Below are 13765 nucleotides of genomic sequence, written 5' to 3' on the forward strand. Positions count from 1 at the left end.
GGAGCGCCTCTCAGGCGCGACCTGGACGTGCCGGATGCAGGTCGCGCCTGAGAGGCGCTCCTACAACCGGACTCAGCGCTCTCCGCCGGAGAAGATCCGGATCACCGAATCCATGTGCTGGGCCATGGTCGCGCGCGCGTCGTCGGGATCGCGTGCGCGGATCGCGGCGACGATGGCGGCGTGCTCGCTCTCGGAGCGATGCGGCATGTCGGCAATGGTATAGAGCTCCTGCACGCGCTGGAACATCGCGCCGTACTTGTGCCCGAGCAGGTGCCGGATCAGCAGCGCATAGGCCGGATTGCCGCTCGCATCGGCGATGCGGATGTGCAACAGCCGGTCGCCGGGGTGTGTGCTCGATCCATTGCGGTTGTCGGCAATGTTGCGCTGCAAGGCCTCCTCGATGCCTTCGATTTCCGCATCGGTGGCGTGCTTGGCCGCGAGCGCCGCGGTTTCCGGTTCGATCAGGCGCCGCGCGCGCAGCAGCGAATACGGCGGGATCTCCGCGTCGAAATCGGCCACGATGCCGAGCTCGGGGTCCAGCACCCACGGATTGCGGTGCCTGGCGCGGTCGAGCACACGCTCCGATCCAGCCGCGACGGCATCGTCGCCGACCGGCTCGGGGCCGACCACGCTCACGCCGTCGCCCACCCGCACCCGGACCAGACCGATCACTTCGAGTGCGATGAGGGCTTCGCGCAGCGAGGTGCGGCTGACGCCGAACTGCTGCGAGAGCTCGCGCTCCGGCGGCAGGTAGCTGCCCGGCGGGTATTCGCCACGATTGATCATGCCGCGCAGCTGGTCGGCGATCTGCTGGTACAGCCTGCGGTTGTGGATGCTCTTGACCGGCATGCGTGCGCGTTGCCGGAACGGCCGGCTCGCTGGGAACCGGGCCAGTATAGGACAGCCGATCGCGTACTCAGGGTCGCGCGGCGGTGACCCGGATCGGCGCTTCGGCTTCGGGTTCGAGCCGTGAGAAGTCCAGGCCGAACGCCGCGGCAATGGTCGCGGCGACCTGTCCCTGGCGCAGCGTCGGCGCATCGCGCAGTTCGCCGCGAGCGGACTGGCCCTGGCCGGCAAGCGCTAGCCAGATGTCCTGCGCACCTTCGACATCGCTGCTGTGCTCGGTCCAGTCCGCCGGCGTGCGCCCGCGGCCATGATCGGTGGTGACGATGAGCAGGGTGTTGTCGCGATACTCCGGCTGTGCCTGCAGCCAGCTCCACAGCGACCGCAGGAAGCGGTCGGCGAGCGCGATCCCATCGAGCATGTCGTCGTAACGCCGCGCGTGCGCCCATTCGTCGGTATCGCCCAGGGCGACGTAGAGCAGGCGCGGCCGCTCGCGCTCCAGGTAGCGCAGCGCAAAGGCGGCAGTGAAGGCGTCAAAACGTTCCTCCCGCCAGGTTCGGGCGTCGGCCTGGATCGCATTGAGCCGGGCGATGCCCGGATCGGTGTCGTGGAACGGCATGAATCCCGCATTCACCGTGATGCTGCCCGGCGTGTGCTCCGGGATCTGCTCGAAGCGATCCCAGGAACCGAACGCAGCGACCTTCGCACGTGGCAGGCGCAACTGTTCGCGCACGAATTCGAGCACGGTCACGTGCGGACTCTGGTAGGCGTCGTTGCTGGTCACCGTGGCGTCGCGCGCGCGTCCGGTGAGCATCTCGGCATAGCCGGGATAGGAAAAACGCAGCCCGTTGCCCAACTGCACCCGGCTACCGAGCGCAGGGTTGCCGGCGACCCAGCCGTGCTCGCGCATCAGCGTGCCCCAGAAGAACGGCATCAGCCGTTCGCGGCGCGCCTGCGCGGTATCCGCACGGTAACGCTGGTAAGGCAGCTCCGCGTCTGGCCCCGTCGCCGCCTGCAACTGGCTCTGCAGCACTGCCGCATCGAGCCCGCCGAAGATCTCTTCGATCCGGACCCCGTCGAGCGTGACCAGCACCACGTTCGGTGCATGCGGCGGCGCTGCTTGCGCCGCGCCGGCGGCCAACGCCACCCAGAGTAGGAGCCGTGCCCGTGTGATCGGCTTCATCGCATCATTCCTCTGGCGGGTGTGGTCGTGGCGGGGCCGTGTGGCGCGGGCGCCTTGGGCCGGTACGCTTCAGACGAGGCGCACATCGACGCCGGCGGCGCGATAGCGCGCCAACGTATCGGGCGGCGCCGAGATATCGGTCAGGATGCAGTCCAGCTCCGCGACCGGCGCGATCCGCGCCAGGCTGCGGCGCTCGAGCTTGCTGGCGTCGGCCAATGCCACCGTGCGCGCCGCCACGTCGAGCATGCGCCGGTTCAACTGCGCTTCCAGCGGATCGCAGGTGCTGATCCCGAATTCCAGGTCGATCCCGTCCGCACCGATGAAACACAGGTCCGCGCGCACCCGCGACAGCGCCGCCTCCGCCTGCGGGCCCACCAGCGACTGCGACAGCGACTGGAGCACGCCGCCGAGCATGATCACGCGCACGTGCGCGCTGTCGGCCAGCTCGGCTGCGACGTTGATCGCATTGCTGATCACGGTGAGCGAGGACAGCGGCAGTTGCCGGATCTCGCGCGCCAGTTCGGCCGTGGTGGTGCCCGAATCGAGCAGTACGGTATCGCCGTCGCGAATCATCGCCGCTGCGGCGCGCGCGATACGGACCTTCTCTTCGTGCCGCTGGCCCGCGCGCAACGCGAACGGAATCGCGGCGGCGTCGCCCTCGCGCGGAGCCAGCGCGCCGCCATGGGTGCGCTCGATCGCGCCGGTGCGCGCCAGCGCGTCCAGGTCGGTGCGGACGGTCACCGCGGATACGCCGAAATGCCCGGCCAGTTCGTCCACGCTGGCGCTGCCCTGCGCGCGCACGTAGTCGGCGATGCCGCGGCGTCGCGCCTGGCCGAAGCGGCGCTGCATGGGCGCTGCGGAGGGCGCGGAAGGGGCCGGATTCAACGTGGGTACTCCGCCATGATCGCGTGCACGTCGCGCGAGAGCCTGACCGCGTCGTCGAAGCCGCGCAGCCACATGTTGCGGCCGAACATCACCCCCGTCGCACCCGACTGCATGTACAGGCGCACCTTGCGCAGTACCGCATCGTCGTCGTCGTTCTTTTCGCCGCCGGAAAACAGGACCATGGTGCGGCCGGCCGAGCGCACCACGCGCGCGCTGCGCTGGGCGGGATCTTCCTGCAGCGAGCGATAGGGTTCGGGCGATGCCGCCGTGTCGGGCTGCGGCTCGTGCAGCTTGACGATGTCGGCGCCGAACTCCAGCGCTGCGCGCGCGGCGTAGTCCTGCGCGTACAGCGTGTTCCTGCCGCCCCTGGCGTCGATCGCCGCACCACGTGGGTACGACCACAGCACCAGCGGCATGCCGTAGCGTTCGCAGTCCTGGCGGACCTGGGCGTACTGGCGGATCTCCTGGTCCTGGCGCGGCGAGCCCACGTACATCGTGTAGCCCACCGCATCGGCGCCGATCCGCACCGCATCCTCGACCGAGGCGAACAGCGCCGAGGTGGCTTCACCATCGTCGGGGATATTGGTCTTGCCGTTGAGCTTGAGGATTAGCGGGAGCCGCCCGGCGTGATCGTCCATGTATTTCTCGGCCAGGCCGATGCCGAGCGCGATCGCCGAATACCTGCCTTCGATCGCAAGATTGAACTGGTACTGGGGATCGGCCGCCGGCGGATGCGGGAAGAAGTCGGTCGGGCCATGCTCGAGCCCCTGGTCCAGGGGCAGGACCACCAGCGTGCCGTTGCCGGGCCCATTGCCGTAGAGCAGCCGGTGCAGCCGTGCGCGCTTGCCCTGCGGCAGGCGCAGGCGTGACAGCACGGGGGCAGAGGTGGCGGGTTGTACCGGCGCGGTCATTTCGTTAGCCTTCGAAAACTTGCGATTTCTTTCATTTTCGGCTTCGGAGCACGCCTGTCAAGGCACGCCTGCCCATGCAAAGTGCATTTCCCCTCGCCCCCGCCCTGCAGGCGCTGGCCGAAGCTACCCCGGTTGAACAGGAACAGCGCGGCTTCGCCCATACCGTGGCCGAGATCCTGCAGCAGCCGTTGCTCTGGGCGATGACGGCGGGCAACGGGGCCTTGAGCGCCGCGCTGGCCGGCGCGCTCGAGCCGAAGCCGCAGGCCGTGGTGCTGACCGGCTCGGGCAGTTCCGGCTACATCGGCGAAGCCCTGGCGCCCGGCCTGCAGGCCGCCCTCGGCGTGCCGGTGACCGCCATTCCGGCCGGCACCCTGCTCACCCACTGGCGCCAGACCCTGCCGCCGGGCGACACCTTGCTGCTGTCGTTTGCGCGCTCGGGCGACAGCCCGGAAAGCCTCGGTGTGGTGGATGCGCTGCTGGCGCTGGCGCCGCGGTGCAGGCATCTGTTCGTGACCTGCAATACGCAGGGCGGGCTGGCGACGCGATATCACGCCGCGCCCCGCGCCGCGGTGGCGCTGCTCGATCCGCGCAGCAACGACCGCAGCCTGGTGATGACCAGCAGCTTCACCAGCCTGTTTCTAGCGGGACGGATGCTGGCGGGGCCCGCGAACCGCGCGCGCTGGCAGGCGCTGGCCCTGCAGGCTGGCGGCGAGGCGCGGGAACTGTTCGCCGGTCCGGCCCAGGCGCTGGCGGACCTGGCCGACGCAGGCTTCGATTCGGTGCTGTATCTGGCCAGCGGCGGCCGCTACGGCGGCGCGCGCGAAAGCGCGCTGAAGATGCTGGAAATGAGCGGCGGCCGGGTGCAGGTGATGGCCGAGACCTTCCTCGGCCTACGCCATGGGCCGATGTCGGCGCTGCGCGCGGATACGGTGCTGGTGGCGATGCTCGCGCGCGATCCGCGGGTGCGCGCATACGAACTGGACCTGCTCGCGGAATTGACCGCCAAGGGGCTGGGGATGCGTCGGATCCTGATCGGCGCCGGTCCGGACGTTACCGCGGGCGAAAGCGACGTGCGCATCGGCTGCGGCCTGGACGACGACGACGCCACCCTGATCGATGTCGTGGCCGGCCAGCTGCTCGCCCTGTTCGGCTGCCTCGCCCTGGGCCAGCAGCCCGACGCTCCCTCCCAGGGCGTGCTCACCCGCGTGGTGCAGCCGTTCCGCATCCATCCCGAGCCCATGCCGGCGTGATCGTCGTGGCCGGCTTCAATACGGCGATCGACGTGCAGATCGACGTCGACATCTTGCAGCCCGGCCGAGTCCAGCGCAGCTCGGCCGCGCGGCGCGCGTTCGGCGGCAAGGGCCTGCACGTGGCCCAGACGATCGCCGCGCTGGGTGAACCGGTGCGGCTGGTGGGACTGACCGATGCCACGCATCGCGCCCGGCTCGGGCAGGCGCTGCGCGAGCGCGACGTCGATTTCCACGCCATCGAAGCCGGCCCCTTGCGCGAGTGCTGGGCGATCCGCGAATGCGACGGGCGCACCACCGAATTGCTCCAACCCGGGCCGATCCTGGATCGCACCCAGGTGCAGGCGCTGTGCGAAGCGCTGTTGCGGGCCACGCAGGACGCAACGCTGGTGGTGCTCTCCGGTTCGCTGCCGCCTGGCTGCGACGATGACCTGTATGCCGGACTCGTGGAGCGCCTGCAGGCGCGCGGCATGCGCTGCCTGCTGGATGCGAGCGGCGCAGCACTACGACACGGCATGGCCGCGAGACCCTACGCGCTCAAGCCCAACCGCGACGAACTCGAAGGGCTGACCGGAATGCATATCGCAACCCTGGAGGACGGCGTCGATGCGCTCGCGGTGCTGCGCAATGCCGGCATCGCCGCGCCGTTGCTGTCGCTTGGCGACGCGGGCGCGCTGTTGGCGACCGACCATGGCACCTGGCATGCGCATGCGCCTGTCGCCGCACCGGTCCATACCATCGGATCGGGCGATTGCCTGCTCGCGGGATTCGCGACCGCGCTCCAGCGCGGCATGGATGACGGCCAGGCGCTGCGTCTGGCGGTCGCCTGTGGCGCGGCCAACGCCGCGCGCGAGGAACCGGGCTATGTGCCGCCCGGCGTCGCGGCGCAATGGCTGGACCGGGTGGAACTCCGGACGCTGGGCGACCGCGAGCAGCGTTCGTAGCCGCGCGGCGCTCGATTGCTGTCCGATCCGAATGCCAGACAGATTCCATCAACACGCTGGATTCGATTTCACCGCGAGGCCAGCCAGGGGCAAGACTCCCGGAACCGCAAGCAGAGGCGCTTCATGATCAAGACCGCACGACCCCTGTCCCCGCTTCACGCCCTGGCATGCTCCGTGCTGCTGGCCTGGGCATCGGCAACGCAGGCGGCGCAGACGCCGCAGCCCGCGACACCCGGCCTGATGCCGCTTCCGGCCAAGATCGAAACGCAAGCCGGACGCTACCAGCCCACGGCCGCAGTGCGGATCGCGCTGGAAGGCGACGCGCGCGAACTCGAAGCGCTCGCGGCCCTGGCCGCGGACATCGTGCAGGCGACGTGGCGGACGCCATCGGAGATGGTGGGCGATGGCGCGCGCGCCGACCTCACCCTGCGACTTGCGCCAGAGATCGCGACGACCGGCCCAGAGGCGTACACCCTGCGCGTGGATGCGCAAGGCATCCGCCTGCAGGCGGCGTCCGCGGCCGGCCTGTTCTACGGGCTGCAGACGCTGCGCCAGCTGCTCGAGCAATCCGGTGGCGAGGGCATCGGCTTCGTCACCATCGAGGACGCGCCGCGCTTCGCCTGGCGCGGCGTCCACCTCGACGTGGGCCGGCACCTGTTTCCGGTCGAATACATCAAGCGCCAGCTCGATCTGATGGCGCGTTACAAATTCAACACCCTGCACTGGCATCTGACCGAGGACCAGGGATGGCGGCTGCAGATCAAGCGCTATCCGAAGCTGACCGAGGTCGGCGCCTGGCGCAAGCAGACCGCGATCTTCCAGCACGACGGGACCACCCGCTACGACGGCAAGCGCTATGGCGGCTACTACACGCAGGCGCAGGCGCGCGAAATCGTCGAGTACGCCCGCAAGCTGCACATCACGGTGGTGCCGGAGATCGAGATGCCCGGCCACACCGTCGCCGCGCTGGCGGCGTACCCGCAGCTTGCGTGCACGCCCGGTCCGTTCGAAGTGCGGGTGGACTGGGGCGTGGACGAGAACGTGCTCTGCCCCAGCGAGGAGAGCTTCGACTTCATCGAGAACGTGCTCGACGAGGTGCTGGAGATCTTCCCTTCCACCTACATCCACGTCGGCGGCGACGAGGCGCCGATCGTGCGCTGGCAGCAGAGCCCGTTGGCGCAGGCCATCATCAAGCGCGAGGGCCTGAAGGACGAACACGCGCTGCAAGGCTGGTTCATGCGCCGGATCGAAGCCTACCTGCAGCAGCACGGGCGACGCATGCTGGCGTGGGACGAGATGCTGGCCGGGGATCCGGCGCAGAGCACCACGATCATGGCCTGGCGCAGCGTGGACGAAGGCATCAAGGCCGCGCAGCGCGGACACGACGTGGTGATGACGCCGGTGTCGTACGCCTATTTCGACTACTGCCAGTCGCGCAGCAGCGAGGAGCCCTGGTGCCCCGGCCTGCTGACGCTGCAGCAGGTCTACGCGTTCGATCCGGTACCGCCGCAACTCACCGCGCAACAGGCGCGGCATGTCATTGGCGGCCAGGCCAATCTGTGGACCGAGCACATCCGCACGCCCGAGGCCGCGGAATACATGCTGTGGCCGCGTGCGCTGGCCATGGCCGAAGCGCTGTGGTCGCCGCAGGCGGCACGCGACTGGCAAGGCTTCGGTGAACGTCTCGGCCCGCAGCTGGCCGCACTCGAAAGCATGCACGTGAATTTCCGCATTCCCGAGGTCCAGGGCATCGATGGCGACGTGCTCTCGCTGCAGCCGCGTGCCGAAGCGCGCCTGGCATCGCCCCTGCCCGGGGCCAGGGTCGTCTACACCACCAATGGCAGCACCCCGCAGGCGGGTTCGCCGCATGCCACCGGTCCGGTCCCGATCGCGCTCGACGATGGCCCGGTGGTGCTGTCCGCGCGCCTGCAGCTGGCGGACGGCCGGCTGGGCTCGGTGTCCCGCGCGCGCTACACCCAGGGCCGGCTGCAGCCGGCGCGCGCGATGGATCGCGCCGCGCTGCGGCCCGGGCTGCGGCGCGACTACTTCGAGACCTCGCCGCAGAAGACCGACGACCTGCTCGAGGCGACGCCCACCCGCAGCGACGTATCCGACCGCATCGGGATTCCCGACGACGCGCGTCCCGAAGGCTTCGGCCTGCGCTGGCGCGGCTGGCTCGACGTGCCGGCCGATGGCGTGTACCGCTTCGCGCTCGGCTCCGACGACGGCGCACGCCTGTATGTCGACGACGTCCTGGTGATCGACCGCGACGGCCCGCAGTCGCCGGGCGGCAGCGTGGGCAGCCTCGGGCTGGCGAAGGGACTGCACGCCTTCGAGCTGCGCTACTTCCAGGGCGGCGGCGACAAGCTGCTGCGGTTGGAGGTCGGCATCGACGGCGCACCGCCGACTGCGCTTCCCGGCACCTGGCTTCATCACCAGCCGTGAGCGCCCGTCACTCCGGCCGGCATGCTGCGCAGCAGCATGCCTTCGTGTAGCGGGTGTGTTAAACAGCGACCGGTTCCGGTTTAGATCGATCTAATTCGATCGCCGGGGCGGATGCGATCCGGCGTGGCAGGGGCGCCCCGTATCCAGCTGGTACGCGTGCTTCGTCGAGGAGGGGCGATATGGAAGGGAATCACGTCTTGGTTCCACACAGCGAGATGCACCGGCCTCGGCCACCCCAGCAACGGCCCGCAGTCACTGGCCGCCGGACCTGCATCTCTCGCCACGATCAGCCCGAAATCGCAGGCGCGCCCTCGTCCGGCGCCGACGTCGCCTCCTGCACCCATAACCCGTAACCGCTCCGCCGACGCTGTCGGTTCCCCCGCATACCGAAATTGGATCGATCCAAACCGCTTCACCCTCCCGCCCAACCCGACCGAGACCCGCCATGACCCGTCCCCGCCCGCTGACGCCCTCGCTCCTGGCCGCTTCGCTCAGTCTGCTTCTGTACCAGGCGCCCGCCCTCGCCCAGCAGGCCGACACTTCCGCCGATCCGCAGCAGGCGCCTGCCGAAGCCGCGCCGGCGGAGGCGACGCCCGCCCAGGACGCGGACACGTCCACGGATCCGGGCGCGTCCAGCGACGCCACCAACCTCGATGCGGTCACGGTCACCGGCTATCGCTATTCGATCGAGAAGAGCCTGGACCAGAAGCGCAACGCCAACGCGATCGTCGAAGTCATCACCGCCGAGGACGTCAGCAAGTTCCCCGACAAGAACGTGGCCGATGCGCTGCAGCGCGTGCCGGGCGTGATCATCGATCGCAGCGGCGGCGAGGGCAAAACCGTCAGCGTCCGCGGCCTGGCGTCGGACCTGACCCTGACCCAGTTGAACGGCAACTACGTCGCGACCTCGGAGACCAATGCCGATCCCTCGCGCTCGTTCAACTACACGCTGCTGCCGGCCAACATGCTGTCCAGCGCGGAGCTGTTCAAATCGCCGGAAGCGCGGATCGACGAAGGCGGCATCGGCGGCACCGTGATCCTGCACACCCGCCGCCCGCTGGATCTGCCGGCCAACACCGGCTACGGCTCGATCGAAGGTACCTATTCCGATACCAGCGAGACGACCGACCCGCAGCTATCGGGCATGTATTCCTGGCATAGCGATGACGACCGCTTCGGCGTCCTCGTCGGCGCGAGTTCGCAGAAGCGCACCAACCGCAGCATGGAGGTCAGCACCGAGAGCTGGCGCTGGTGGGCCGACGACACCGCCGCGCAGCCGGCCACCGACGTCAACGGCGAGCCCTTCGCCAACGACGACGCCATCGCCTACTGGTGGGGCCGCGGCGTGGACGACCAGGCCGGCAACCACTACTCGGGCTACTGGGTGCCGCAGTCGGTCAACTTCGGCGTCCGCGACGAGGAGCGCGAGCGCAAGGGCGCCCAGCTGACCCTGCAGTTCCGGCCGACCGACCAGATCACGTTAACGGCCAACTACTTCCGCTTCGAGCTCAACGGCGACTACACGCTCAACCTCAACAAGATCCCGGAATGGGGATACAGCGACAACTGGGCGAACGACCAAGGCCGGCTGCTGGCCCCGAACGGCCTGACCTTCGATCCCAGCGGCACGATCGTGACCGGGGCGCGGTTCGAGGTCCCCACCGGCGGCTGCTCGCTGCCGGTGAACCCGGTGACCGGCGAGCCCAGGACGCCTTGCGCAATGGAGACCCCGCAGCTGTCGGGCTACTACAGCAAGGAGAAGGCGCTGTCGCAGACCGCCGACTTCGCGATCGAGTTCATCAGCGACAGCTTCGACGCCTCGTTCAAGGGCGGCCGCACCTGGTCGGAGGGTGGACCTTCGATGAATTTCCGCATGTCGGCCAAGCCGCGCTGGTTCAATCCGGCGACGAACCAGTACCAGAACGGCAACCACCTGAGCGAATGGGACCTGACCGGAACGCCGTCGATGACGTTCTCGCCCGACCTGCAGGACATGCTGATGGCGGGCAACGCCGAGATCGACGTCGGCTCGACCGACTCGTCCTGGGTCGAGACCCGCATCGAACAGACCTTCGTGCAAGGCGATTTCACCAAGTACTTCGAGAACGCCGGCTGGCTCGACACGCTCCAGTTCGGGGTGAAATACCGTGGCGGTAGCGCCCACCGCAAGACCGGCAACACCTACTGGCTGTGCCCGGGGATGGAGGAGGACTACGAGAACCGGTACCAGATCTGCGACCAGCAGGCGGGCGCCGCGCAGCCGGACTTCTTCCTGGACGAGCCGATCGGCAACCTTCCCGGCGGCTTCGGCGCCAACCTCTTCCCGGGCATCGATTTCCCGGCTTATGTCGACTATCTGAACCAGCGCTTCGACGGTTCGCGCCGCCGCGAGGAGGAAAACTTTGTCTACAACGTCGACGAAGACCTCTGGTCCGGCTACATCCAGGCCAATTTCAGGACCGATCGTCTGCGCGGCAATGTCGGCGTGCGCATCGCCCACACCTCGCAGCACATCGACACCACCGATCGGGTCACGCGCTGGATCGACGCCCATCCGGACGACGCCAACGGCAACCCGGTGCGCTGCCCGGCGAGCGGCGTCTACGACGGGATCAACTGCACGCCCGGCGATGCCGTGTACCTGCCCGACGACCTGTCGCGCGAGGAGATCTTCGTGCTCAACGTGGAGGACAAGACCTTCACCGATATCCTCCCGAGCTTCAACATCGCCTACGACCTGACCGAGGACCTGGTGCTGCGCGGCGCGGCCTCCAAGGTCATCGCCCGCACCGGCTATGGCGACCTGGGCCAGCTCGGCAGCCTCGATTTTTACACCCAGGAGTACTACGACGACCGCGGCCAGTTCGGCGCGCCCGTGCCCGGCTGGTATGGCAGCGGCGGCAACAAGGAGCTGGAGCCGTACGAGGCGACCCAGTTCGACCTCGGGCTGGAGTGGTACTTCCACCCCGGCTCGGTCGTGGGCGTCGGCCTGTTCCGCAAGAACGTCAAGAACTTCATCCTGCCCGTGGTCCAGGATACGGAGTTGACCCTCAACGGCGAGACGGTCACGGTCAACGGCTTCTCGACCCGGGCCAACGGCCAGGACGGCGTGTCGCAGGGCGTGGAGCTGTATGCGCAGCACACGTTCGACTTCGGCATCGGCATCCAGGCCAACTACACCTACAACGACACCAACCTGGCCGCCGTCGTGCTCAACGGTGAGCAAATCGGCGAGTCGCCGCTGGTCGGCAGTGCGGAGAACCAGGCCAATTTCACCGTGTTCTACGAGAACGACCGATTCCTGGCGCGCGCCTCGTACAACCGCCGCGGCGAAGTGGTGCACGGCCTGGTATCCGGCCTGAGCGTGTACGAGGAACCCTACGAACAGATCGACCTGAATGCGTCCTACAACTTCACCGACCAGCTGACGCTGACCGGTTCGGTGCTGAACCTGACCGAGTCGGAACAAAGGCAGCACCTGGGCAACGACACCAAGGATCGCCTGTACACGAACTCCTACTCCGGTCGACAGCTCTACCTGGGGCTGACCTACAAGTTCTGAACCGCGGCCCCTTCGTGCGATGGCGGCGCGATGGGCCTTTCGACGGCAGCTGCCCAGGCAGCTGCCGATCGTTTGATGGGCGGCTCTCGCCAGTGAGGGTTTTGCAGTGACGTCTCACGACAACCGGATCAGGAGCGTCGTCATCGTCGGCGGCGGCAGCGCCGGCTGGATGGCGGCGGCGGCGCTGTCCACCTATCTCGACGCGGCCGTTTCCATCCGCCTGGTCGAGTCCGAGGAAATCGGCATCGTCGGCGTGGGCGAAGCCAGCGTCCCGCACATGAAGCTCTTCAACCGGGATGTGCTGGGCATCGACGAAACCGAGTTCGTCGTCCGGACCCAGGGCACCTTCAAGCTCGGGATCCAGTTCAACGACTGGGGCCGCATCGGCGACAGCTACATCCACGGCTTCGGCAAGATCGGTCGCGCACTCGGGCCGCTGCCGTTCCACCAGTTCTGGCTGAAGCTGTTCCTGGCAGGGCGCGCGCCGGAGATCGGCGCCTATTCACTGCAGACCGTGGCGGCCCCGCTGGGCAAATTCATGCCGAGCGCCAGCGATGCGCCCGCGGGTTCGCCGCTCGCCGACATCGCCTACGCCTATCACTTCGATGCGGGCCTGTACGCGCGCTATCTACGCGACCTTTCCGAACGCAAGGGCGTGCGGCGCATCGAAGGCAAGGTCGTCGAAGTCAGCCAGCGCAGCGAAGACGGGTTCATCGAGGCGATCGTGATGGAGAACGGCGAGCGCATCGAGGGGGAACTGTTCGTCGACTGCTCGGGTTTCCGCGGTCTGCTGATCGAGCAGGCGCTGGAAACCGGCTACGAAGACTGGACCTACTGGCTGCCCTGCGACCGGGCGATGGCGGTGCCCTGCGAAAACGTGGGTCCGCCGACGCCGTACACACGCTCGACCGCACGTACGGCGGGCTGGCAGTGGCGGATTCCGCTGCAGCACCGCACCGGCAACGGTTACGTGTATGCGAGCAGGCACATCGGCGACGACGAAGCGGCCGCAACCCTGCTCGCGAACCTGGACGGCCGCGCGCTCGCCGACCCGCGCCCGTTGCGCTTCACCACCGGCGTGCGCAGGAAATTCTGGAACCGGAATGTCGTTGCGCTGGGCCTGGCCAGCGGCTTCATGGAGCCGCTCGAATCCACCAGCATCCATCTGATCCAGTCGGGCATCCAGCGGCTGCTGGGCCTGTTCCCCGATCGCGACTTCGACCCGATCCTGGCCGAACGCTTCAACCGGCAGTCGGCGTTCGAATGGGAAAAGACCCGCGATTTCCTGATCCTGCACTACAAGGCGACGCAGCGCGACGACACGCCGTTCTGGAATGACTGCCGCACGATGTCGATTCCGGAGTCGCTGCAGGAGAGTATCGACCTGTTCCGCAGCAGCGGGCGCTTCTTCCGCGATGCGGAGGAATTCTTCGCATTACCGAGCTGGGTCCAGGTGATGCTCGGCCAGGGCATCGTTCCGCGCGCCTACCACCCGATCGTGGACCGGATGCCCGAGGCCGAGCTGGTCGAGTTCGTCGATCGCGTGCGCCGGGTGCTCGCGGCCAGTGCCGACGCGATGCCCACGCACCAGGCCTATATCGACCGATACTGCAAGGCAGCAAAGATGTAGCACGGCATCTCCACATTCCGTCTGCTCCGCGCGCCGTGCTCGCCACGCGGCCCGTGACCAAGGCCCCTATCCCCGCATTCCCGCAAGCCCACCACAATCGCGATCTCTTCCAACG

General features: G+C 68.2%; 9 protein-coding genes. 5 read left to right on the forward strand and 4 right to left on the reverse strand.

All coding sequences use genetic code 11. The features are described from left to right. Positions 1-72 precede the first annotated feature (72 nt). From MC380_RS07570 to MC380_RS07585, 4 genes are all read right to left on the reverse strand, one after another. Positions 73-849: a FadR/GntR family transcriptional regulator gene (locus tag MC380_RS07570; protein ID WP_242102202.1), complete on the reverse strand. Its 777-nt coding sequence runs from the start codon at positions 847-849 to the stop codon at positions 73-75. A gap of 67 nt (positions 850-916) precedes the next feature. Further along, positions 917-2026, reverse strand: coding sequence for an alkaline phosphatase family protein (locus tag MC380_RS07575; protein WP_242102201.1), 1110 nt, complete (start codon positions 2024-2026; stop codon positions 917-919). Positions 2027-2095: 69 nt separating this feature from the next. Next, positions 2096-2875 carry a DeoR/GlpR family DNA-binding transcription regulator gene (locus tag MC380_RS07580; RefSeq protein WP_242102200.1) on the reverse strand — a complete coding sequence of 260 codons (780 nt, stop codon included), beginning with the start codon at positions 2873-2875 and terminating at the stop codon, positions 2096-2098. 32 nt (positions 2876-2907) lie between these two features. Further along, positions 2908-3822 (reverse strand): fructose-bisphosphate aldolase, encoded by a 915-nt coding sequence (locus tag MC380_RS07585; RefSeq protein WP_242102199.1) that lies wholly within the window; start codon positions 3820-3822, stop codon positions 2908-2910. 74 nt (positions 3823-3896) lie between these two features. Between MC380_RS07585 and MC380_RS07590 the strand changes: the two genes are divergently transcribed. The 5 genes from MC380_RS07590 to MC380_RS07610 all read left to right on the forward strand — a co-directional run bounded on the left by MC380_RS07590 (position 3897) and on the right by MC380_RS07610 (position 13650). After that, entirely contained in the window at positions 3897-5072 is a 1176-nt protein-coding gene (locus MC380_RS07590; RefSeq protein WP_242102198.1) for a tagatose-6-phosphate ketose isomerase, read from the forward strand. Next, a complete protein-coding gene (locus MC380_RS07595) occupies positions 5069-6013 on the forward strand; it encodes a 1-phosphofructokinase family hexose kinase (RefSeq protein WP_242102197.1) in 945 nt (314 codons plus the stop codon). The genes MC380_RS07590 and MC380_RS07595 overlap by 4 nt, the downstream gene beginning before the upstream one ends. Before the next feature lie 123 nt (positions 6014-6136). Further along, positions 6137-8458, forward strand: a complete 2322-nt coding sequence (locus MC380_RS07600; RefSeq protein WP_242163968.1) for a family 20 glycosylhydrolase — start codon at positions 6137-6139, stop codon at positions 8456-8458. Between the two features lie 445 nt (positions 8459-8903). Further along, the gene (locus tag MC380_RS07605; protein ID WP_242163970.1) at positions 8904-12020 is read left to right on the forward strand and encodes a TonB-dependent receptor; all 3117 of its coding nucleotides are present in this window, start codon (positions 8904-8906) and stop codon (positions 12018-12020) included. A gap of 106 nt (positions 12021-12126) precedes the next feature. Continuing rightward, positions 12127-13650 (forward strand): tryptophan halogenase family protein, encoded by a 1524-nt coding sequence (locus tag MC380_RS07610; protein ID WP_343223553.1) that lies wholly within the window; start codon positions 12127-12129, stop codon positions 13648-13650. Positions 13651-13765 lie beyond the last annotated feature (115 nt).

Origin of the sequence: Lysobacter sp. M15 (assembly GCF_022662515.1) — a bacterium.
In the GTDB taxonomy this organism is placed as follows: Bacteria; Pseudomonadota; Gammaproteobacteria; order Xanthomonadales; family Xanthomonadaceae; genus JAKPBU01.